The following is a 20,671-nucleotide window of genomic DNA, read 5'->3' on the forward strand; positions in this document are numbered from 1 at the left end:
GACCCAGACCTCCCAGTGCGCGTAAAATCCCGGCATGGCCACGGATTCCGCATCGATCAACCTCACGCATCACTTCCTCATCGCCATGCCGGGGATGGACGACGAAGCTTTCGCCAAAAGCGTGGTCTATATGTGCGAACACAGCGACCGCGGCGCGCTGGGGCTGGTCATCAACAAGCCCAGCGACATCAGCCTCAAGAACCTGTTCGATAAAGTCGAGCTGCCCCTGCGCCGCGATGACTTGACGCAAGCCCCGGTGTTCCAGGGCGGCCCGGTGCAGACCGAGCGCGGTTTTGTACTCCACGAATCCATGATGCCCGGCAACGAATCGGTCTATGCCTCGACCATGACGATTCCCGGCGGCCTCGAAATGACCACCTCCAAAGACGTGCTGGAAGCCCTCTCTACGGGCGCCGGCCCGCGCCGGGTGTTCGTCTCGCTCGGCTACTCCGCCTGGGGCGAAGGCCAGCTCGAATCGGAAATCTCCGACAACAGCTGGCTCACCGTTGCCGCCGACGTCGGCGTGATCTTCGACACGCCGGTCGAGCAGCGCTACGACAAGGCGCTGATGCTGCTGGGCCTCCAAAGCTGGATGCTCTCTCCCGAGGCCGGCCACGCATGAGCCTCGCGGCCATGCCTTCTTCCCCGGCCGCCGGCCTCCAAACCTTTCTGGCTTTCGACTTCGGTCTCAGGCGCACCGGCGTGGCCACCGGCAATGTGCTGACACGCACCGCCTCGCCGCAAGCCACCATTGCCGCCGAAGGCAGCGACGCCCGCCTCAAGGCCGTCGAAGCACGCATCAAGGAATGGCAACCCGATGCGCTGGTGGTCGGCATCCCTTTTCATCCCGACGGCGCCAGCCACGACAATACCCTGCGCGCGCAGAAGTTCGCCCGCCAGCTTCGCGGCCGCTTCGGCCTGCAGGTCTTCGAAGTCGATGAGCGCTACAGCACCACCGAGGCCCTGGCCGGCGGCGCGCTCGACGCCGACGCCGCCTCGGCTTGCATCATCCTCGAGCAGTTTTTAAGGAGTCTTCCATGAGCAGCCTGACATTGGACGCGGAGGCGCTGTACAGCGACCTGCTGCGCGGCATGCGCCAGCAGCTGGCGTCCTATCCCCAGCCGCCCATGCTGGTCGGCGTGGCCTCGGGCGGCGCCTGGCTGGCGCAGCGCCTGCAAAAAGACCTGGGCCTGGCCGGTGAGGCCGGCATTTTGTCGTCCTCCATGCACCGCGACGATTTTTCGCAGCGCGGCCTGGCCTCCAGCGGGCAAACCCTGCTGCCCTTCGACGTCAACGGCGCCCACCTGGTCGTGGTCGACGACGTGCTCTACACCGGCCGCACCATACGCGCGGTGCTCAATGAGCTGTTCGACTACGGTCGGCCCGCCAGCGTCAAGCTGGTAGTGCTGGTGGACCGCGGCGGGCGCGAGTTGCCGGTGCAGCCCGATCTCGCCGTGGCGCGGGTGGCGCTGCCGGCCTCGCAGTCGCTGGAACTGGCACGCGCCGAAGACGGCCGGTTCAGCTTCCAGGTGCAGGACCACCAGGCCTGAGCCCAAGACCCAAGAGCAGACCCAAGAACACAACGAGACCCACAAGAGAACAAGAGGAGTCCACACCGTGCTGTACCGACGAAACCCGCAACTCAACAAGAACGGCGAGCTGATCCACCTGCTGTCCATCGAAGGCCTGCCCAAGGCCACGCTGACGCAAATCCTCGACACCGCCGCCAACTTCGTCAGCGTCAACAACCGCGAAGTCAAAAAAGTCCCGCTGCTGCGCGGCAAGAGCGTTTTCAACCTGTTCTTTGAAAACTCCACGCGCACCCGCACCACCTTCGAGATCGCCGCGACGCGCCTGTCGGCCGACGTCATCAACCTGGACATCGCGCGCTCTTCGGCCTCCAAGGGCGAGTCGCTGCTGGACACCATCGCCAACCTGAGCGCCATGGCGGCCGACCTGTTTGTGGTGCGCCACAGCGAATCGGGCGCGCCCTACCTGATCGCCCAGCACGTGGCCCCGCACGTGCACGTGATCAACGCCGGCGACGGCCGCCACGCGCATCCCACGCAGGGCCTGCTGGACATGTACACCATACGGCACTACAAAAAGGACTTCAGCAATCTCACGGTCGCCATCGKCGGCGACGTGCTGCATTCGCGCGTGGCGCGCTCCGACATCCACGCGCTGACCACGCTGGGCTGCCCCGAGGTGCGCGTGGTCGGCCCCAAGACCCTGGTGCCGGCCGACATGGCGCAGATGGGCGTGCGCGTCTGCAACACGCTCGAAGAAGGCATCAAGGACGCCGACGTGATCATCATGCTGCGCCTGCAGAACGAGCGCATGTCGGGTGCGCTGCTGCCCAGCAGCCAGGAGTTCTTCAAGAGCTTCGGCCTGACCACCGAGAAGCTGCAATTGGCCAAGCCCGACGCCATCGTGATGCACCCCGGGCCCATCAACCGCGGCGTCGAGATCGACTCGGCGGTGGTCGACGGCACGCAGAGCGTGATCCTTCCGCAGGTCACCTTCGGCATCGCGGTCCGCATGGCCGTCATGAGCATAGTTGCAGGGAACGAAGCATGAAGATACTCATCAAAAACGGCCGCGTCATCGACCCCGGCTCCAACTTCGACGAAACCTGCGACGTTGCCATCGCGGCCGGCCGCATCGTCTCGCTCAAAAACACACCCGCCGATTTCGCGCCCAACAAGACCATTGACGCCACGGGCTGCATCGTTGCGCCCGGCCTTATCGACCTGTCGGCCCGGTTGCGCGAGCCCGGTCATGAACACGAAGGCATGCTTGAAAGCGAACTGGCCGCGGCTGTCGCAGGCGGCGTGACCAGCCTGGTCTGCCCGCCCGACACTGACCCGGTGCTCGACGAGCCCGGCCTGGTGGAGATGCTCAAGTTCCGCGCCGAAAAACTGCACCAGTCGCGCGTGTTCCCGCTGGGCGCGCTGACCCGCGCCCTGAAGGGCGAGACGCTGACCGAGATGGTCGAGCTGACAGAGGCGGGCTGTGTCGGTTTCAGCCAGGCCGAGGTGCCGTTGGCCAATACCCAGGTCATGATGCGCGCGCTGCAATATGCCTCGACCTTCGGCTACACCGTGTGGCTGCGGCCGCAGGAGCYGTACCTGGGCCAGGGTGTGGCCGCCAGCGGTGCGCTGGCCACGCGCCTGGGCCTGAGCGGCGTTTCCGTCGCGGCCGAAACCATCGCGCTGCACACGATTTTTGAACTGGTGCGTGCCACCGGCGCGCGCGTGCACCTGTGCCGCGTCAGCAGCGCCGCGGGCGTGGCGCTGGTCGCCAGGGCCAAGGCCGAGGGCCTGGCTGTGAGCTGCGACGTCAGCATCAACAGCCTGCACCTGACCGACGTGGACATCGGCTATTTCGACAGCCGCATGCGCCTGGACCCGCCGCTGCGCCAGCAGCGCGACCGCGACGCCATACGCCAGGGCCTGGCCGACGGCACCATCGACGCGTTGGTGTCCGACCACACCCCGGTCGACGAGGATGCCAAGACCTTGCCTTTCGCCGAGGCCGAGCCGGGCGCCACGGGGCTGGAACTGCTGCTGGGCCTGGCCTGCAAGTGGGGCAGCGACAGCGGCGCCGGGCTGGTCCGCGCGCTGGCGGTGCTGACCAGCGAGCCCGCGCGCGTGCTGGGCGATGCACTGGGCACGCTGCAAAGCAGTTCGGGCCGGCTGGTCAAGGGCGGCGTGGCGGATCTTTGCGTGTTCGACCCGAAGAGCGAATGGACCGTCGAGCCGGCCGCGCTGCGCAGCCAGGGCAAGCACACGCCGTTTTCGGGCCACCAGATGCCGGTGCGCGTGCGCTGGACCGTGGTGGGCGGGCAGCTCGCCTATGAAGCTTCGCACTGAGGCGCACGCAAACCCATGAGATGGCTTCGTTTCTGCTGGACGCTGCTGCGCGCCACCGTGCACGCGGTGCAGGGTTTCTGGACGATCAAAACACTGTTCCCCAAGCTGGAGCAGGCCGACCAGGAGGCGCGCGTGCAGGTATGGGCCGGGGCCATGCTGCGCATCGTCGGCATCGAGCTGGTCGTCAAGGGCACACCGCCCGCCGGCGGCCCCATGCTGCTGGTGGCCAACCACATCTCGTGGCTGGACATCCTGGTGATGCACGCCTCGCGCCACTGCCGTTTTGTCTCCAAGGCGGACGTGCGGGACTGGCCTTTCGTGCGAACGCTGTCCGACGGCGCCGGCTCGCTGTACATCGAGCGTGAATCGCGGCGCGACGCGCACCGGGTGGTCACGCAGATGGCCGAGCGCCTGCAGGCCGGTGACATCCTGGCGGTGTTTCCCGAAGGCACGACGGGCGACGGCATCACCCTCAAGCATTTCCATGCCAACCTGATCCAGGCGGCCATCGAGGCATCGGTGCCGGTGCAGCCGGTGGCGCTGAAGTTCGTTGACGCGGTCAGCGGCGCCACCAGCTTCGCGCCCAGCTATGTCGATGACGAGACCCTGGCCGGTTCGATCTGGCGCACGCTCACGGCGCCGCCGCTCAAGGCGGTGGTGGTTTTCGGTGAGCCGCAGCAGCCCCAGGGGCAGACGCGGCGGGTGTGGGCGCAGACGCTGCGCGAAGATATCGAAGCGCTGCGGCAAAAAGCTTAGAGGCTCTCAGATACTTTCTTCACGCGGGAAGGTCACGACGTGGTCGACCTCGGCGCGTATGCCTATCCACTCGCCCAGCGCGTGGTTGTGGTGTGAAGGCACATGCGCCATCACCGTCTCGCCCGTCTGCAGTTTGAGCGTGTACAAAAACTCCGACCCTCGAAAGGCCTTGCGCTGGATCTGCGCTTTGACCGGGGCGTTGTCGTCATGCACGATGTCATCGGCCCGCAGCAGCACGTCGCACAGGCCGCCGGCATAGGCGCCCGGCAAGGGGCATTCCAGCATGTCCGTGAGGTCGCCGAGCGCGGTGTGCACCACCACCTCGTCGCCGAGCTGCTCGATATGGGCTTGCGCGAACACGCCATGGCCGATGAAGTCGGCCACAAAGCGCGTGGCGGGTCGGTGGTACAGCGCGTAAGCCTCGTCCCACTGGTGCAGGCGGCCCTGGTGCATCACGCCGATGCGGTCGCCGATGGCGAAGGCCTCGAGCTGGTCGTGCGTGACGAACAGGGCGGTCGCCCCGGCGGCCTTGAGGATGCCGCGCACCTCGTGCGCCAGGCGTTCGCGCAGGTCCACGTCAAGATTGGAAAAGGGCTCGTCCAGCAGCAGCAGGCGCGGCTGCGGCGCGAGCGCCCGCGCCAGCGCCACGCGCTGCTGCTGGCCGCCCGAGAGCTCATGCGGGAAACGTTTGTGCACGTTGCCCAGGCCGACGAGTTCCAGCACCTCGCCGACGCGTTGCTGCCGCTGGGCGGCGGGCAGGTGCGTGAGGCCGAAAGCGACGTTGTGGGCGGCGTCGAGATGGGGAAACAGCGCGTAATCCTGGAACACCATGCCGATGCGGCGGGATTCGGCCGGAATATGGACGGCGGCGCTGCTGACGAGCTCCCGGGCCAGCGTGATGCTGCCGGCATTGGCACGCTCCAGGCCGGCGACGGCCCGCAGCAGGGTGGTCTTGCCGCAGCCCGAAGGCCCGATCAGGACCCCGATCTCCCCCGCCTGGAGGCTGAAGGACACGCCGTCGACCGCGGGTTTGGAACGGCCGGCATAGTGCACGCCCAGCTGGGAGATATCCAGAAACATGGGCTCGATTGTAGGGCCCTGGATGCTTACAATTCTCATTTGCAGTGACCGCTGCAACACCACGGCACGCGCAGCGAGGGGAGGGCCTCTTTCTGCAGAGGCCTTTTTCCGGGTCTACATGCTGCGCCGCCTGATTTCCACAGTTCCTTCCGCCGTGCTCTTTTTGTTGGTGGGCCTGCTCACCTTGCCGGTCGTCGCCGTGGCGCTGTCCTGGCTGCAGTTCGACGCCCAGGCGCAGTCCATCCTGCTGCAGATGCTGCAGACGGTGCTGCCCGACTACACCGCCACCTCCCTGCTGCTGTGCGTCAGCGTGGCCTTCGGCGTAGCGGTGGTGGGCATGGCGACCGCCAGCGCGGTGACCTTGTTCGAGTTTCCGGGCCGCCGGGTATTTGAATGGGCGCTGCTGTTGCCGCTGGCCATGCCGGCCTATGTCCTGGCCTATGCGTACACCGACTTCCTGCAGTACGCCGGCCCGCTGCAGAGCTGGCTGCGTTCGTCTTTCGGCCTGCAGGGGCGGCTGCTGCCCGAGGTGCGCAGCCTGGGCGGCGCGGTGCTGGTGTTCACCGTCGCGCTTTACCCTTATGTTTATTTGCTCGCCCGCACGGCCTTGTCAGAGCGCGCCGTTCACCTGATGGAGGCAGCCCGGCTGCTGGGCGCGCCGCTGTCGCGCCGCATACGCGGTGTGGCGCTGCCGCTGGCGCGCCCGGCCGTGGCCGCCGGTGTCGCCTTGGCATTGATGGAGACGCTGGCCGACTTCGGTGTCTCCAGCTACTTCGGCATCCAGACCTTCACCGCCGGCATTTACAAAGCCTGGCTGTCCATGGACAACCGCATCGCCGCCGCCCAGCTGGCCACCGTGCTGCTGTTTTTTGTCGCGCTGCTGCTGTGGATTGAACACGGCGCGCAAAAGCGCATGCGCTTCGCCACCGGACGCGGCGCGCGCGCCGGCGCGCAGGACGCGGCGCCGGTGCAGCTGCGCGGCGCGCGCGCTTTGTCAGCCTGGCTGGTGTGTGCCGTGCCGATCGCGCTGGGTTTTGTGCTGCCGGTGCTGTTCATGCTGCGCCCGCTGGTGCTGGGCTGGGACAATCTGCTGTGGGACAAATTCTTCGGCTGGGCCTTGAACAGCGTCTGGCTGGCAGGCCTGAGCGCGCTGCTGGCCACCGGCCTGGCACTGGGCCTGGCCTTCGCGGTGCGCCGCAAGCCCCGGCTGCTGACCCGGGCTGCGGTGCAGCTGGCCAGCCTGGGTTATGCGGTGCCGGGCGCAGTCATCGTGGTCGGCCTGCTGCTGCCCGTGGGCTGGCTGCAGGCGGCCGCGCCGCAAACCGGCGCGGGTTACTGGGTCACGGCGACGGTGCTGGGCATTGTCTGGGCCTACCTGGTGCGCTTCAGCGCCGTGGCCCTGCAAAGCCTGCAAAGCGGCTATTCCCGCATCCCCGCCAGCTTTGACGACAGTGCGCGCATGCTGGGCACGCCCGGCCTGGGCATACTCGCGCGCGTGCACTGGCCGCTGCTCAAGCGATCCGTCGCGGCGGCCGGCCTGCTGGTGTTTGTCGACGTCATGAAAGAGCTGCCCGCCACGCTGGTGCTGCGGCCCTTCAACAGCGACACTCTGGCGGTCGTCACCTACCAGCTGGCGCGCGACGAACGCCTCGGCGAGGCCGCCCTGCCGGCGTTGGCCCTGGTGCTGGTCGGCCTGCTGCCGGTGGCTTTGCTGAGCCGCACCCTGCGCTCCAGGTAACGCGCAGTCCTCAGGCCTTTGCCTTGATGTAGCGGTATTCCTGCGTCAGCCCGCCGAAGCCGTAAGCCTCAGCGCGCACGTCGTGCACGTAGATGTAGCTTTCATCGTGCACATTGCCCAGCAACTTGCTGAAAGCGGCAAAGGCCTCGGCCACGTACCGCGCTTTCTCGTCCTTGGTGTTGGTGCCGTCCACCACCTTGATGTCGAAATAAAAACTGTTCTTGCCCTGGCTGGCCAGCGTGCTGCCGCCCACGATCCAGTGTTCGGGCGGCACGAAGTCGATCGCGATGGCGGTCAGTTCGCGTTTTTTGCGCAGGATGCGCGTGGTCAGCTCCAGCAGGGTTTCGGCGATGGCGTTCGTCAGTTGGGGGCTGGCGGGCTGGCTGACTTTGACATTGAGGATGGGCATGTGATTTCTCCGGTGGGTTGAAATTAATAGTTAGCTATGCAACTATATGGGTAAAAAAAAGGACATGAAAAAGCGTTTCGCGCGCTTCATTTCAGCGCGGAAGACACGCTCCTGACACGGGCTACGGTTTCATCGAAGTTCTCCTTTCCGATCTGTTGCTGGATGCGGCGTGTCACGTCGCCGCTGGCTTTGTTGATGCCGGCATGCAGGGCCTCGGCCTCGGCGGTGGGAAACACGGCCCAGTGGCGGCCGTCGGATTCCAGGCTCCTGCGTTCAACCAGTCCCAGTGCTTGCAGGCCGTCGAGCAGCCGCGTGGCGGTGGGGCGCGAGATCGTCAGCTCGTCGGCGATCTCGTGCTGCGGCATGCCGGGCTGCTTGAGCACCAGCCGCAGCATGAAGCCCTGCGAGGGCGTGACGCCGAAGGGCTTGAACGCCAGCGTCCACTCCTTGTCGACCAGGCGGGCCAGCGCGGTGGTATTGAAATAAAGGCAGTGGTCAAACATGGATGCACTGTAGCAGAAATTAATTAGCTATGCAACTAGTTGGAAAAACCTCATTGCCAACGGGCTGTAAGCATGAGCCTACGCCCATCGAATACGCGGGCCTACGGCGCGCGGATGGCTTCCGCCGTATGGTGAATTCATGTCCATTGTCCGTGAGCATCTTGCTTGCGGCCACTGGGCGGATTACCTTTTTTTTTGAGGAGAACACCATGAACCACGACCGCATGGAAGGCAATTGGCGCCAGTTCAAGGGCAAGGTCAAGGAGCAGTGGGGCAAGCTCACCGACGACGACCTTGACGTGATCGCCGGCAAGCGCGAACAGCTGCTCGGCAAGATCCAGGAGCGCCACGGCATCAGCAAGGAAGAGGCAGAAAAGCAGGTTGCCGTGTGGAAAGACCGCAACCCGACGGACTTCTTCGAACGGTATTGAACCGCCTCCCCTTCACCGCAACGACTCTGACGAGCACAAATAAATTCACACCATCCCAAAGGAGTTATCCATGAAAACCAAATTGCTGATGCTGACCGCCGTGATGTCCTGCGCTTTTGCCGGCAACGCCATGGCAATGACCAAGGAAGAGTACAAGACCCAGGAAGACCGCATCTCGGCCGACTACAAGGCCAGCCGCGACAAATGCGGCACCCTGAAGGACAACGCCAAGGACATCTGCGTCTCGGAAGCCAAGGGCGTTGAAAAAGTCGCCAAGGCCGAACTCGAAGCCCAGTACAAACCCGGCCCGCGCAACACCGAGAAAGTGGCTTTTGCCAAAGCCGACGCTGCCTACGACACCGCCAAGGAAAAGTGCGATGACCAGAAGGGCAACGCCAAGGATGTCTGTGTGAAGGAGGCCAAGGCCGCCCATGTCAAGGCCAAGGAAGACGCCAAGGTCACCAAGACCGCCGCCGATACCAGCAAGGACAAGACCGACAAGGTCGCCGAAGCCAAAAAAGACGCCAGCTCGGAAAAACGTGAAGCCGATTACAAGGCCGCCAAGGAGCGTTGCGATGCGCTGACCGGTGCCGCCAAAGACGGCTGCCAGAACGAYGCCAAGGCCAAATACGGCATGAAGTAATGTAAGGCCACGCCAGCGGCACTCAACGGGGTCACGGACCTCTCGAAATCCCGGCCATGCACCTGCATGCCGGGATTTCTCACATCCGGCACCGTCTTTCCCAAGGACGGCACTGGGGCAAGGCAGCCGGCCCCGGCGGCTCTTCCGGAGGCGCTCCTAAAATAGGCACTGCGCGGCAGCCGTACTGACCGCCCGCTTAATAACAAAGGTCCGCATGCTTGTTCAGGATGGTTTGCCCGCGCGCGAGCGCACGCGTGCGTTGCTGGTCATCATTCTGGGCATCGTCATGGCGGTGCTCGACGGCACCATCGTCAACCTCGCGCTGCCCGACATCACGCGCGAACTCAATGCCACCGCCGCGCAGTCCATCTGGGTCATCAACGCCTACCAGGTCGCCACGCTGGCGCTGTTGCTGCCGCTGGCCTCGCTGGGCGATATCGTCGGCTACCGCCGCGTCTACCTGGTCGGCCTGTCGGTCTTCACACTGGCTTCTGCGACCTGCGCGATGGCCGATTCGCTGACCACGCTGGCGCTGGCCCGTGTGCTGCAGGGCCTGGGCGCGGCCGGCCTGATGAGCGTCAATACGGCGCTGGTGCGCCTCATCTACCCCAAGCACCTGCTGGGCCGCGGCATTGCCATCAACTCGCTGGTGGTGGCCACGGCCTCGGTGGCCGGGCCGTCGATCGCGGCAGCCATCCTCTCCGTGGCCTCCTGGCCCTGGCTGTTCGCGCTCAACGTGCCTTTCGGCCTGCTGTCGGTATGGCTGGGCCGGAAGGCCTTGCCCGACAACCACGCCAAGGCCCCGGGCCGGCTGTCAGCGATCGACGTGACGCTTAACGCGCTGATGTTCGGCCTGGTGTTCCTGGGCGTCGACGGCCTGGGCGTGCGCATTGAAACCGTGCCCGGCGGCCAGGCTGCCGGCTCGCTTTGGCTGCCGCTGGCGGAACTCGCGGCGGGCATCGCCGTCGGCGTGGTGTATGTGCGGCGCCAGCTGGCCCAGCCGCTGCCGCTGTTCCCGCTGGACTTGCTGCGCATCCCCGTCTTCGCGCTGTCCATGGGTACGTCCATAGGCGCTTTCTGCGCGCAGACCCTGGCCTATGTGAGCCTGCCTTTCCTGCTGCTGGGCAACTACGGCTTCACCCACCTGCAGGCCGGTTTGCTGCTGACGGCCTGGCCGCTGGCCATTGTGGTGACTTCGCCCATGGTGGGACGGCTGATAGGGCGTTATTCCGGTGGTGTGCTGGGCGGTATCGGCATGGCGCTGCTCTGTCTGGGCCTGGCTTTGCTGGCGTTGCTGCCGCCGCATCCGTCCCAGCTCGACATCGTCTGGCGCATGGCGTTGTGCGGCATAGGCTACGGCCTGTTCCAGTCACCCAACAACCACACCATCATCACCTCGGCGCCACCGCACCGCAGCGGCGGCGCCAGCGGCATGCTGGGCACGGCGCGGCTGACCGGCCAGACTCTGGGCGCGGTCTTGCTCGCGATGATCTTTGCGATGTTCGACCCGCAGGGCGGGCATGGTTCTTTTGTCGCGCTGTGGCTGGCGGCCGGCTTTGCGGCGCTGGCGGGTGTCTGCAGCGTACTGCGGATGCGCCAGTCCTAGGCGCGGGCGACAGCCGCGGCTTGCTGAATGCTTTGCAAGGTGACACGGCCCAGCGGCTTGCCCTCCGCATCCACAATTGCGGCCTCATTCGCGCCGGCGTCCAGCATGGCCGACAGCGCGTCGCGCAGCGGCGTCGCAGCCGGCAGGCGCGGCGCATTGGCGGCGGGCGTGCCGCTTTCCACATAGGGCCCTGCCGTCAGCAGGGCCAGCCGTTTGAGCGAACGGTCGCCACCCACAAAGGCTTCGACGAAGGCATCCGCCGGGTGCGCAAGTATGCGTTCGGGCGTGTCGTACTGCACCACCTTGCCATTGCGCAGGATTGCGATGCGCGAGCCCATACGAATCGCCTCGTCGATGTCGTGGGTGACGAACACAATGGTCTTGCCGAGCTCGCGCAGGATGCGCAGGAATTCGTCCTGCAGGCGAGCCCGTGTGATCGGGTCTATGGCGCCGAAAGGTTCGTCCATCAGCATCACCGGCGGGTCCGCCGCCAGCGCGCGCGCCACGCCCACGCGCTGCTTCTGCCCGCCCGAGAGTTCGCGCGGAAAGCGGTTGCGGTAGATCGACGGGTCCATGTGGACCAGCGCCAGCAGTTCATCCACACGTTTGGCGATGCGCGCCGAATCCCAGCCCAGCATTTTGGGCACGGTGGCCACGTTCTCGGCCAGGGTCATGTGCGGAAACAGGCCCACCTGCTGGATCACGTAGCCGATGGAGCGGCGCAATTCGACCGCATCCATCTTGGTGACGTCGCGCCCACCCACTTCGATGCGCCCCGAATCAGGCTCGACCATGCGGTTGATCATGCGCATGGTGGTGGTCTTGCCGCAACCCGAGGGGCCGATCAGCACGCAGATCTCGCCCGTGTTGACGGTCAGCGACAAGCCGTCGACGGCCGACTGGGCACTGCCGCCGAAGGACTTGGTGAGGCGGTCGAGTGTGATCATGCGCGAAGCCCTTGGGGAGTCATGCGGCGCTGCAGCGCGCCAAAAAGAAAGTCGGTGCCCAGCGCCAGCAGCGCCACCGGGATGGCGCCCACCAGCAGTTGGGGCACGGCCATCATCGCGATACCCGCGGTGATGAAGTCGCCCAGCCCGCCGCCGCCAATAAAGGCGGCCAGCACGGCGCCCGAAATGATCTGCACCGCGGCGGTGCGCAGGCCCGCGAAGATGACCGGCATGGCCATGGGCAATTCCACCTGCCACAGCAGCGCGGCGCGCGTCATGCCCATGCCGATGGCGGCATCCACCGCGTCGGCATCCACTCCACGCATGCCGACGATGGTGTGCGTCACGATGGGCGGTAGCGCGATCAGCGTGAGAGCAAAGAGGGCGGGGGTAAAACCGGTGCCCAAAATCGGCATCACCAGCGCCAGCACGGCCAGCGAGGGCAGGGTGCGCCCGACATTGGCGACATTGACGACGGCCAGTGAAAGGCCACTTCTGCGCGCGACGGCAATGCCGGCCGGAACGCAGATCAGCGCGGCGATGAGCAGCGCCGATGCCGAAAGCGCGACGTGCACGCCCAGCGCGCGGTAAAACTGCGCGGGGTGGGCAAGGACATAGTTCCAGGCGTCGGCAAGCATCAGGGCCTCTTGGGTTTCAGGCTGCGCGCCGGTTTTTCAGGCGCCGCTCGAGCAGGGCGAGCGCCAGGTCGACGACGACGGACAGCGCGCAGACCGTCAGCGCGCCGGTCCAGATCTTGGCCGGGTGGTCGCTCGCGATGCCGTTGAAGATCAGCGTGCCCAGGCCGCCCGCATTGACGTAGGCGGCCACCACCGTCACGCTGATCACAGTGACGGCCGAGACGCGCAGGCCCGCCACGATCAGGGGCAGGGCCAGCGGCAGCTCGATGCGCCGCATGATCTGCGCCTTGTTCATGCCCATGCCGCGCGCCGCGTCGATGATGTCGGCCGGCACCTCGCGTATGCCGGTGGCGACGCTGCGGATCAAGATCATCAGGGAGAACGCCACCATGGTGATGATGGCGTTGGTGCGGCCCAGGCCCACCACGGGAATCAAAAAGGCCAGGAAGGCCAGCGTCGGGATGGTGTACAGAAAACCCGAGATGGTCATGACCAATTCGATGGCGATCAGGTAGCGCACGCGCTCCWCGAGTTCGCCCAGTTTTTCCGCCACACCCAGCGCCATGCAGGCATGGTCTTCCAGCGCTTCGGAGACCGGCAGGTAGTCGAGCGATCCCGGGTTGGCGCGCAGCCGCACTTCGGCCCAGAGCGCAGTCAGGGTTTTCTGCACTGTGGCGAAGCCCGAATGGGCCGGGCCGTGGCGCGTGAGTTGCAGCGGCAGGCCGGTGAGCGCCGGCGACATGAAACGCTGGCTGCGCGACACCGACATGCTGGCCGCCTGCGCCAGCGCAATCGCCGAGGCGTCCAGCGCCAATGCCAGGCCCGGCACGTGGAAGTTGCCGTTGGAGAGCATCACGCCCTCTTCGGCCAGCACCAGCGGGCTGTCGGCCGCGCTGTTGAGTTCAATCTCGACCTGCGCGCAGGCCGCGTCCACCATGTCGCGCGCGGCGCCGTGCACCTGCGGCACCACACGCATGGACACCGGGTCCTGCACTCGGCGCGCGGCGCCCGGCTCCAGCAGGGCGCTGCCCTTGAGCAGTTCGCGCAACTGGCGTGCCACTTCGACCTGGCCGGCCGCCGGCCGGGCTGCCACCGCACCAGGGTGCAGCGGCGACAGGTTGGCCCTGAAGCCTTCATAACCGAGCGCCACGGCGGCCAGCCAGGCGTCCAGCGCCACGTGGGCGTCATGCAGCACCAGCGCGGCGCGCGCCGTGGTGGCCGCGTTGGAACTGATCAAGGCGAGGCCGTCTTTGGCGCCCAGGGTCACAGGCTTAAGGCCTGCGCGTTCGAGCGCGGCGGCACCGCTCAAAATTTCACCGCGGACCTCGGCCTGGCCTTCGCCGAACAGCGGCAAGGCCAGGTGCGAGAGCTGGGGAAGGTCGGCCACGCCGATGGAGCCGAAGCGCGGCACCACCGGATGTACCTGGGCGTTCAGCATCGCGATGCAGGCGTCCAGCACCGCGGGCGAGACGCCCGAGCCGCCGCGCGACAGGCCGGCGATGCGGGCGAACTGCATGGCGCGCACCGAGGCCTTGTCATAGGCCGGGCCCACGGCCACGGCCCGGGCACGCACGGCGCGTCGCTGGTAGTCTTCAAGGTCGCCTTCGGCCAGCACCGCGCCGGTGTTGGCGCCCAGTGCCGAATTGAGTCCGTAGATGGCCTGGCCCGAAGTGGCCAGCCGCATGACCAGCTCACGCGCCGCGACTACGTGTTCACGCGCTTGCGGTGCCAGTGAAACCGGCTCACCGCCGCGCGCCACGCGCACCAGGTCATGGATGCGCAGCCATTGTTCCCCGACCGCGAGTGTCATGGCGTGCAAGCTTTCACGGTGATCGTGCGGGGAGCGCCGGAAGACGCGTATTACTTGACCAGTCCCTTGGCCTTCAGGAAGTCGCGGGCCACGTCCTTGGGTTCGAGCTTTTCGCCGTCGACCTGGAAGTTCATCTGGGCCATGGAGGTTTCGTCGAGCAGGGCGCTCACGCGGTTCAGCACTTCACCGATCTTGGGGTTGGCATCGAGTGCTTCCTTGCGGATCACGGGCACCACGAAGTAAGGCGGCCACAGGCTCTTGTCGTCGCGCAGGCGCTTGAGCTTGAGCGCGCTGATCATGCCGTCGGTGGAATAACCGTTGACGACCTGGATCTGGTCGTTCTTCAGTGCCTGGTAGCGCAGGCCGATGGCCATCTGCAGGTCTTCGCCGAAGACCATGTCGTACTTGGCCTTGAGGCCGGGCAGGCCGTCCTTGCGGTCACGGAACTCGGGGCCGGCGCCGACCTTCAGGTCCTTGGCCGCCCTGGCCAGGTCGGACAGGGTTTCGAGCTTGAGCTTCTGGGCGGTGTCGGCACGCACCACCATCACGTAGCCGTTGTTCAGGTTGGACTGGTTCAGCACCACAAAGCCCATCTTGGCATAGGCGTCCTTGACCTTGTCGTACACCGCCTTGGCGTCCGTCATGGGCTCCTGCTTGAGCACGGCCAGCAGCATGGTGCCGGTGTACTCGGGGTAGAAGTCGATCTGCTTTTCTTCCATCGCCTTCTGGGCGATCAGCGTGCCGCCCAGGTTGAGCTTCTTTTCGGTCTTGATGCCGGCGGCCTCAAGCGCCTGCGCGTAGATTTCGGCCAGCACGAACTGCTCGGTGAAGTTTTTGGAGCCGACGGTGCCTGGAAACCGCGCCATCCTGGTGCTTCCAGCGCCTCAACTTGTATATACAACCTAATAATAGTAGCATATGGAAATAGCGTGTGCAAGACGGAAAATCACCCGGTGATAGCTGTTTTCCGCATAAACCAGACCACAGCCGGAAGCCTCGCCGCCGGTGCTTTYTTCGCCCTTTTCCCGCCCTTTTTCCGTTTTACCCCGGTCTTATCGCCGGTCCCCTCTCCAGTGTCCTTTCTTCCTTCCGTCTCCCTCCTGAAAGCCAGCGTTCCCGGCGCCATGGTGTGTGTGGTCATCGCCCTGGCCGCGACCTTTCTGTCCGAGCATTACGGCGGGCCCCAGCTGCTGTATGCGCTGCTGATAGGCCTGGCCTTTCACTTCCTCAACAGCAACCCCAAGGTCAAGACCGGCGTTGATTTTTGTGGCCGCACCCTGCTGCGTGTCGGTGTCGCCCTGCTGGGCGCGCGCATCACGCTGACACAGGTCGCCAAGCTCGGCGTCGAGACCGCGCTGGTCATCGTCGTCGCGGTGGCGCTCACCATCGGGTTCGGCCTGCTGCTCGCGAAATGGCTGAAGCGCCCGCGCGAGGAGGGTGTGCTTTCAGGCGGTGCGGTTGCCATCTGCGGCGCGTCCGCCGCGCTGGCGATTTCTTCGGTGCTGCCGCAGACGAAAGAGAACGAGCGTTTCACCCTGCTGGCCGTGGTCGGCGTCACGGTGCTCTCCACCCTGAGCATGATTCTTTATCCCTTTGCCCTGAAGCTGATAGGCCTGGCGCCCGCGCAGGGCGGCATCTTCCTGGGCGGCACCATCCATGAYGTGGCGCAGGTGGTGGCGGCCGGCATGATGCTGGGCCCCGAGGTCGGTGACACCGCCACCGTGGTCAAGCTGTTCCGCGTGATGCTGCTGATGCCCATCGTGCTGTTGATCGCCATCAGCTACCGCAAGCATCCCGACGCCAAGGCGGTGGATGAGGAGGTACCCCTGGTGCCCGGCTTCCTGCTGGCCTTCATCGTGCTCGTGCTGCTGGCCACCATAGGCGCTTTCACGCCGGCCATGACCCAGGCCGCCAGCGACACCTCGCGCTGGCTGCTGGTGACGGCCATCGCGGCGGCCGGCATCAAGACCAGTTTTGAAGACCTCATGAAACTGGGCTGGCAGCCCGTCGCCATGCTGGTCGGTGAGACGATTTTGATCGCCGCGCTGGTGCTGGGCGCAGTGATCGTGCTGCGATTGGGTCTTTAAGCCGCTGGGGCTTGCAGCCCCGCCGCGCGGTGCACTTCGACGCGAATCTCCTCGGTCAGCCGCGCCTTGAGTTCGGTGAACACCGGCGTCGTCTTGACCGAGTAGTGGCGCGGGTGCGCCAGCGGCACGGCGATGTCGCACTTGATGCGGCCGGGACGCGCGCTCATCACCACCACGCGGTTGCCCATGAAGATGGCCTCGTCGATGTCGTGCGTCACGAAGAGCACGGTTTTCTGCTCGGCCTCCCAGATGCCCTGCAAGAGCTCCTGCATCAGCTCGCGCGTCTGGTGGTCCAGCGCGCCGAAAGGCTCGTCCATCAGCAGGATGCGCGGGTTGTTGGCCAGGGCCCGCGCCAGCGCGGTGCGCTGCTGCATGCCGCCCGACAGCTGCTTGGGGAAATGGTTCTCAAAACCCTGCAGGCCCACCTTCTTGATGAACTGGTGCGCGATGTCGAGTTGCGCGTCCAGCGCCAAACCTTTTTCACGCAGGCCGAAGCAGACGTTTTGCAGGATGCTGAGCCAGGGAAACAGCGTGTAGCTCTGGAACACCATACCGCGGTCGGCGCCCGGGCCGGCGATGGGTTTGCCGTCCAGCACGATACTGCCGCTGCTCGGCGTGTCCAGCCCGGCCACCATGCGCAGCAGAGTGGACTTGCCGCAGCCCGAAGGGCCCAGGATGGTGATGAAGTCGTTTTCGGCGACGCTCAGGTCTGTGGCTTGTAGCGCCACCGTGCCTGGGCCTTTGTTGGCGGCGAAGGTTTTCGACAGCTGGGTAACGGTCAGGATGGGGGAGGAAGAAGTCATCGGCCTAACTGTGCCCACGGGAAAAGTTTGCGGTTCAGTGCTTTGAAGGCCAGGTCGGTGACCAGGCCAAACACGCCGATCACGATGATGCCGAAGATGATCTGGTCGGTGGCCAGCAGCGCCTGGCTGTCGGTGATCATGTGGCCTATGCCACTGGACGCGCCAATCAGCTCCGCGACGATCACATAGGTCCAGGCCCAGCCCAGCACCATGCGCAGGGTTTCGGCGATCTCGGGTGCGGCGCTGGGCAGCAGCACGCGCACCACGATGCCGCGGTCGGCCGCGCCCAGGGTGTAGGCCGCTTCCACCAGGTCGCGCCGCGTGTTGCCCACGCTCACGGCAATCATCAGCACCAGCTGGAAGAAGGAGCCGATAAAAATCACCGAGAGCTTTTGCGTCTCGCCAATGCCGGCCCACAGGATCAGCAGGGGAATGAAGGCTGACGCCGGCAGGTAGCGCGCAAAGCTCACAAAGGGTTCGAAGAAGGCTTCAACCGGTTTGTAGGCGCCCATCATCACGCCCAGCGGCACCGCCAGCAGGGCCGCCACGGCGAAGCCGCCCAGCACCCGCCAGACCGTCATGCCGATGTCCTTGATGAAGCCCTGGTTGGCCAGCAGGTCGTAGCCCGACCTCACCATGGTGATCGGGTCGGCCAGGAAGGTCTTGGAGACATATCCGCCCAGCGTGAAGAAAGCCCACACGGCAAAGAACAGAACAAAAAAACTGATGCCCAGCGCGATGCGCGCGCCGGGCGTTACGGGTTGGAGTGGCCGCATGCGCTCGCGTGCTTACTTGAGAAAACGCGTATCAGCCAGCTTGCCCATGTCGGGTAGCGACTTGATGATGCCCGCTTCCATCAGCAGCTCGGCGGCTTCCTTGCTGAAGGCGGCATGCTCACCGGCAAAGAATTTCTGGTTGGCCGCGCGGTCCTGCCAGCGCAGGTATTTAGACGAGGCCTCAAAGGCCTCACCGCTCTGCTTCACGTCGGCGCCCATGATCTCGAAGCTTTTCTTGGGCTCTTTCTGGATCATCTCGACGGCATCGAAATAGCTGTCGGCCAGGGCCTTGGCGGCCTTGGGGTTTTCGCTCAGGAATTTGGGCGTGCAGCCGAAGGTGTCCATCACCATGGGGTAGTCCAGCGTGGTGGCGAGGATCTTGCCGGCTTCGGGTTTGGCGCGCACCGCGCCCAGGTAGGGCTCGTAGGTCATCGCGGCATCGACGCCGTCGGTGCCGGCGATCATGGCGTTGGCCGCGGCCTGCGGCTCGAGGTTGACGACCTTCACGTCCTTGGTGCTCATGCCGTTTTTCTTCAGCATCCAGGCCAGGGCGAAGTAGGGCGAGGTGCCGGGCGCGCTGGCGGCCACGGTCTTGCCCTTGAGGTCGCTGATCTTGGTGATCGCGGGTTTCACCACCATGCCGTCGGCGCCGTAGCTTTTGTCGAGCTGGAAGATCTGCGTGGTCGCCACGCCGTTGGCGTTCCACACCACCCAGGTTTCCACCGTGGTGGCGGCGCACTGCACGTCACCCGAGGCGATCGCGAGGTGGCGGTCTTTTTGCGGAATCTTTTTGATCGAGACGTCGAGTCCGTTCTTCTTGAAGATGCCGGCTTCCTTGGCCAGGGTCAGCGGGGCAAAACCCGTCCAGCCCGAAATGCCGATGGCGACCTTGGTCTCCTGCGCGTGGGCGGCGCCCACGGCCAGGGCGGATGCTGCGGCCAGCAGGGAGATTACGAGTTGCTGTTTCATGAAGAGGCTCCTGTGTAGGTAGAGGTAACGGTATCGCTAATGTATGCAGGCTTCATGCCAGCCGCAAGGCGGTTAACTCGGTGATTTGGGCCTCTCCGGCCAGGCCTATGCGCCCGCCCGCCACCAATTGGTGCACCCTTTCCATGTCGGGCGCCAGGCTGCGGTCATGCATCATGGCCGGCGAGGCCTGGCGCACCAGTTGCAGCACGCCTTCAAGCACGGCCGAGCTCTTGAGCGGGCGCAAAAATTCAATGCCCTGCGCGGCGGCCAGCAGTTCGATGGCGACGATGTACTCGGTATTGCGCAGCATGGGCTGCAGGCGGCGCGCCGCGAAGGTCGCCATGCTCACATGGTCCTCCTGGTTGGCCGAGGTGGGCAGGCTGTCCACGCTGGCCGGGTGGGCCAGCGATTTGTTTTCGGAGGCCAGCGCAGCGGCCGTCACATGCACGATCATGAAGCCGGAATTCAGGCCCGGCTCGGGCGTCAGGAAGGCCGGCAGGCGCGAAGCCACGGTATCGACCAGCATGGCGATGCGGCGCTCGGTGATGGCGCCGATTTCGGCGATGGCGACGGCCAGCGCATCGCAGGCCAGCGCAACCGGTTCCGCGTGGAAATTACCGCCGGACAGCAGCGTCTCGTCCTCGGCGAACACCAGCGGGTTGTCGGTCACCGCATTGGCTTCGCGCATCAGCACCTCCGTGGCGTAGCGCATCTGGTCCAGGCAGGCGCCCATCACTTGCGGCTGGCAGCGCAGGCAATACGGGTCCTGTACGCGGTCGTCGCCTTCGAGGTGGGAGCGGCGGATCTCGCTGCCCACCATGATGGCGCGGTAGGCGGCGGCGCAGGCGATCTGGCCGGGCTGGCCGCGCACCGCGTGGATGCGCGGGTCGAAGGGGCCGTCGCTGCCGCGCGCGGCATCCAGCGTCACGGCGCCCGAAATCACGGCGGCTTCGAACAGGCGGTCGGTGGCGAGCAATGCGTCCAGCGCCAGCGCGGTCGAGACCTGCGTGCCGTTGATCAGCGCCAGGCCTTCCTTGGCCGACAACTTGACCGGCGTGATGGCGGCTTGCTTGAGCGCATCGGCGGCGGCGATCCGCTTGCCCTTGTAGAAAACTTCGCCCTCGCCAATCAGCGGCAGGCATAAATGGGCCAGCGGTGCAAGGTCGCCCGAAGCGCCCACCGACCCCTGGCAAGGGATCACCGGCGTGAGGCCCTTGTTGTAGAGCGCCATCAATGTGTCGATGACCACTTCCCGCACGCCCGAGTAGCCGCGCGCCAGGCTTGCGGCCTTGAGCAGCAGCACCAGGCGCACGACGCGTTCAGGCATGGGTTCGCCCACACCGACGGCATGCGAGCGCAGCAGGTTGAGCTGCAGGGTTTCGAGGTCGGCCTGCGCGATGCGCTGGTTGGCCAGCTTGCCGAAGCCGGTGTTCACGCCGTAGACGGCATCCCCGCCCTGCGCGGCTTTCTGCACCAGCGCGGCGCTTGCGCGAATGCCCGCTGTGGCCGAAGGATCGATGGACAGCGTCTTATTGCTGGTGTGGATGTCGCGCAATTGCGCCAGGGTGAGCCGGCCGGGTTGGAGAGTGAGGGTCATGGT

22 protein-coding genes are annotated in these 20,671 nt (G+C 65.6%); 11 read left to right on the forward strand and 11 right to left on the reverse strand.

What is annotated here, in order from left to right; genetic code table 11:
- Positions 1-34: 34 nt before the first annotated feature.
- From AC1D0P_RS00050 to AC1D0P_RS00075, 6 genes are all read left to right on the forward strand, one after another.
- A complete protein-coding gene (locus AC1D0P_RS00050) occupies positions 35-622 on the forward strand; it encodes a YqgE/AlgH family protein (protein ID WP_477674802.1) in 588 nt (195 codons plus the stop codon).
- A complete protein-coding gene (gene ruvX, locus AC1D0P_RS00055; protein WP_477674803.1) occupies positions 619-1,041 on the forward strand; it encodes a Holliday junction resolvase RuvX in 423 nt (140 codons plus the stop codon). The genes AC1D0P_RS00050 and ruvX overlap by 4 nt, the downstream gene beginning before the upstream one ends.
- Positions 1,038-1,550 (forward strand): bifunctional pyr operon transcriptional regulator/uracil phosphoribosyltransferase PyrR, encoded by a 513-nt coding sequence (pyrR, locus tag AC1D0P_RS00060; protein ID WP_477674804.1) that lies wholly within the window; start codon positions 1,038-1,040, stop codon positions 1,548-1,550. Before ruvX ends, pyrR begins: the two co-directional genes overlap by 4 nt.
- A gap of 67 nt (positions 1,551-1,617) precedes the next feature.
- Positions 1,618-2,580 carry an aspartate carbamoyltransferase catalytic subunit gene (locus AC1D0P_RS00065; protein ID WP_477674805.1) on the forward strand — a complete coding sequence of 321 codons (963 nt, stop codon included), beginning with the start codon at positions 1,618-1,620 and terminating at the stop codon, positions 2,578-2,580.
- Entirely contained in the window at positions 2,577-3,875 is a 1,299-nt protein-coding gene (locus AC1D0P_RS00070; protein ID WP_477674806.1) for a dihydroorotase, read from the forward strand. Before AC1D0P_RS00065 ends, AC1D0P_RS00070 begins: the two co-directional genes overlap by 4 nt.
- 15 nt (positions 3,876-3,890) lie before the next feature.
- Positions 3,891-4,631, forward strand: coding sequence for a lysophospholipid acyltransferase family protein (locus AC1D0P_RS00075; RefSeq protein ID WP_477674807.1), 741 nt, complete (start codon positions 3,891-3,893; stop codon positions 4,629-4,631).
- Between the two features lie 6 nt (positions 4,632-4,637).
- Here AC1D0P_RS00075 and AC1D0P_RS00080 read toward each other — a convergent pair whose 3' ends face one another.
- Complete coding sequence (locus AC1D0P_RS00080) at positions 4,638-5,711, reverse strand: ABC transporter ATP-binding protein (RefSeq protein WP_477674808.1); 1,074 nt, start codon at positions 5,709-5,711, stop codon at positions 4,638-4,640.
- Positions 5,712-5,829: 118 nt separating this feature from the next.
- Between AC1D0P_RS00080 and AC1D0P_RS00085 the strand changes: the two genes are divergently transcribed.
- A complete protein-coding gene (locus AC1D0P_RS00085; protein WP_477674809.1) occupies positions 5,830-7,449 on the forward strand; it encodes an ABC transporter permease in 1,620 nt (539 codons plus the stop codon).
- A 10-nt stretch (positions 7,450-7,459) separates the two neighbouring features.
- Here AC1D0P_RS00085 and AC1D0P_RS00090 read toward each other — a convergent pair whose 3' ends face one another.
- Positions 7,460-7,858, reverse strand: coding sequence for a tautomerase family protein (locus AC1D0P_RS00090; protein ID WP_477674810.1), 399 nt, complete (start codon positions 7,856-7,858; stop codon positions 7,460-7,462).
- A gap of 86 nt (positions 7,859-7,944) precedes the next feature.
- Complete coding sequence (locus AC1D0P_RS00095) at positions 7,945-8,361, reverse strand: MarR family winged helix-turn-helix transcriptional regulator (protein WP_477674811.1); 417 nt, start codon at positions 8,359-8,361, stop codon at positions 7,945-7,947.
- 209 nt (positions 8,362-8,570) lie between these two features.
- Here AC1D0P_RS00095 and AC1D0P_RS00100 point away from each other — a divergent pair, with 209 nt between their 5' ends.
- The 3 genes from AC1D0P_RS00100 (at position 8,571) to AC1D0P_RS00110 (ending at position 11,041) form a co-directional block, all read left to right on the forward strand.
- A complete protein-coding gene (locus AC1D0P_RS00100; protein ID WP_436156492.1) occupies positions 8,571-8,792 on the forward strand; it encodes a CsbD family protein in 222 nt (73 codons plus the stop codon).
- 70 nt (positions 8,793-8,862) lie between these two features.
- Positions 8,863-9,435, forward strand: coding sequence for a hypothetical protein (locus AC1D0P_RS00105; RefSeq protein ID WP_477674812.1), 573 nt, complete (start codon positions 8,863-8,865; stop codon positions 9,433-9,435).
- A 214-nt stretch (positions 9,436-9,649) separates the two neighbouring features.
- On the forward strand, positions 9,650-11,041 hold the full coding sequence (locus AC1D0P_RS00110; RefSeq protein ID WP_477674813.1) for an MFS transporter: 1,392 nt from the start codon (positions 9,650-9,652) through the stop codon (positions 11,039-11,041).
- Here the strand turns inward: AC1D0P_RS00110 and AC1D0P_RS00115 are convergent.
- From AC1D0P_RS00115 to AC1D0P_RS00130, 4 genes are read right to left on the reverse strand one after another with little or no spacing between them, the layout of a single operon-like run.
- Entirely contained in the window at positions 11,038-11,988 is a 951-nt protein-coding gene (locus tag AC1D0P_RS00115; RefSeq protein ID WP_477674814.1) for an ABC transporter ATP-binding protein, read from the reverse strand. The genes AC1D0P_RS00110 and AC1D0P_RS00115 overlap by 4 nt on opposite strands.
- The gene (locus AC1D0P_RS00120; protein ID WP_477674815.1) at positions 11,985-12,626 is read right to left on the reverse strand and encodes an ABC transporter permease; all 642 of its coding nucleotides are present in this window, start codon (positions 12,624-12,626) and stop codon (positions 11,985-11,987) included. The genes AC1D0P_RS00115 and AC1D0P_RS00120 overlap by 4 nt, the downstream gene beginning before the upstream one ends.
- Positions 12,627-12,642: 16 nt before the next feature.
- On the reverse strand, positions 12,643-14,436 hold the full coding sequence (locus AC1D0P_RS00125; RefSeq protein WP_477674816.1) for an aromatic amino acid lyase: 1,794 nt from the start codon (positions 14,434-14,436) through the stop codon (positions 12,643-12,645).
- Positions 14,437-14,486: 50 nt separating this feature from the next.
- Positions 14,487-15,302 carry a glycine betaine ABC transporter substrate-binding protein gene (locus tag AC1D0P_RS00130; RefSeq protein WP_477674817.1) on the reverse strand — a complete coding sequence of 272 codons (816 nt, stop codon included), beginning with the start codon at positions 15,300-15,302 and terminating at the stop codon, positions 14,487-14,489.
- Positions 15,303-15,560: 258 nt separating this feature from the next.
- On the opposite strand from AC1D0P_RS00130, the gene AC1D0P_RS00135 reads away from it, so the two are divergent.
- Positions 15,561-16,523: a YeiH family protein gene (locus tag AC1D0P_RS00135; RefSeq protein WP_477653312.1), complete on the forward strand. Its 963-nt coding sequence runs from the start codon at positions 15,561-15,563 to the stop codon at positions 16,521-16,523.
- Here AC1D0P_RS00135 and AC1D0P_RS00140 read toward each other — a convergent pair.
- The 4 genes from AC1D0P_RS00140 to hutH are packed head-to-tail and all read right to left on the reverse strand — an operon-like array spanning position 16,520 to position 20,668.
- Positions 16,520-17,326, reverse strand: a complete 807-nt coding sequence (locus AC1D0P_RS00140; protein ID WP_477674818.1) for an ABC transporter ATP-binding protein — start codon at positions 17,324-17,326, stop codon at positions 16,520-16,522. The genes AC1D0P_RS00135 and AC1D0P_RS00140 overlap by 4 nt on opposite strands.
- Positions 17,323-18,102, reverse strand: coding sequence for an ABC transporter permease (locus tag AC1D0P_RS00145; protein WP_477674819.1), 780 nt, complete (start codon positions 18,100-18,102; stop codon positions 17,323-17,325). Before AC1D0P_RS00145 ends, AC1D0P_RS00140 begins: the two co-directional genes overlap by 4 nt.
- Positions 18,103-18,114: 12 nt before the next feature.
- Positions 18,115-19,071: an ABC transporter substrate-binding protein gene (locus AC1D0P_RS00150; protein ID WP_477674820.1), complete on the reverse strand. Its 957-nt coding sequence runs from the start codon at positions 19,069-19,071 to the stop codon at positions 18,115-18,117.
- A 52-nt stretch (positions 19,072-19,123) separates the two neighbouring features.
- Positions 19,124-20,668 carry a histidine ammonia-lyase gene (gene hutH / locus AC1D0P_RS00155; protein ID WP_477674821.1) on the reverse strand — a complete coding sequence of 515 codons (1,545 nt, stop codon included), beginning with the start codon at positions 20,666-20,668 and terminating at the stop codon, positions 19,124-19,126.
- Positions 20,669-20,671 lie beyond the last annotated feature (3 nt).

The organism is Polaromonas sp. P1_G2 (assembly GCF_056405515.1).

Bases quoted from the DNA above. Each gene is read 5' to 3' on its own strand.
- AC1D0P_RS00075 (WP_477674807.1), top strand. From the start codon at position 3,891: ATGAGATGGCTTCGTTTCTGCTGGACGCTGCTGCGCGCCACCGTGCAC.
- AC1D0P_RS00095 (WP_477674811.1), bottom strand. From the start codon at position 8,361: ATGTTTGACCACTGCCTTTATTTCAATACCACCGCGCTGGCCCGCCTG.
- AC1D0P_RS00115 (WP_477674814.1), bottom strand. From the start codon at position 11,988: ATGATCACACTCGACCGCCTCACCAAGTCCTTCGGCGGCAGTGCCCAG.
- AC1D0P_RS00140 (WP_477674818.1), bottom strand. From the start codon at position 17,326: ATGACTTCTTCCTCCCCCATCCTGACCGTTACCCAGCTGTCGAAAACC.
- AC1D0P_RS00110 (WP_477674813.1), top strand. From the start codon at position 9,650: ATGCTTGTTCAGGATGGTTTGCCCGCGCGCGAGCGCACGCGTGCGTTG.
- AC1D0P_RS00145 (WP_477674819.1), bottom strand. From the start codon at position 18,102: ATGCGGCCACTCCAACCCGTAACGCCCGGCGCGCGCATCGCGCTGGGC.
- hutH (WP_477674821.1), bottom strand. From the start codon at position 20,668: ATGACCCTCACTCTCCAACCCGGCCGGCTCACCCTGGCGCAATTGCGC.
- AC1D0P_RS00130 (WP_477674817.1), bottom strand. From the start codon at position 15,302: ATGGCGCGGTTTCCAGGCACCGTCGGCTCCAAAAACTTCACCGAGCAG.
- AC1D0P_RS00080 (WP_477674808.1), bottom strand. From the start codon at position 5,711: ATGTTTCTGGATATCTCCCAGCTGGGCGTGCACTATGCCGGCCGTTCC.
- AC1D0P_RS00090 (WP_477674810.1), bottom strand. From the start codon at position 7,858: ATGCCCATCCTCAATGTCAAAGTCAGCCAGCCCGCCAGCCCCCAACTG.
- AC1D0P_RS00100 (WP_436156492.1), top strand. From the start codon at position 8,571: ATGAACCACGACCGCATGGAAGGCAATTGGCGCCAGTTCAAGGGCAAG.
- pyrR (WP_477674804.1), top strand. From the start codon at position 1,038: ATGAGCAGCCTGACATTGGACGCGGAGGCGCTGTACAGCGACCTGCTG.
- AC1D0P_RS00085 (WP_477674809.1), top strand. From the start codon at position 5,830: ATGCTGCGCCGCCTGATTTCCACAGTTCCTTCCGCCGTGCTCTTTTTG.
- AC1D0P_RS00050 (WP_477674802.1), top strand. From the start codon at position 35: ATGGCCACGGATTCCGCATCGATCAACCTCACGCATCACTTCCTCATC.
- ruvX (WP_477674803.1), top strand. From the start codon at position 619: ATGAGCCTCGCGGCCATGCCTTCTTCCCCGGCCGCCGGCCTCCAAACC.
- AC1D0P_RS00150 (WP_477674820.1), bottom strand. From the start codon at position 19,071: ATGAAACAGCAACTCGTAATCTCCCTGCTGGCCGCAGCATCCGCCCTG.
- AC1D0P_RS00120 (WP_477674815.1), bottom strand. From the start codon at position 12,626: ATGCTTGCCGACGCCTGGAACTATGTCCTTGCCCACCCCGCGCAGTTT.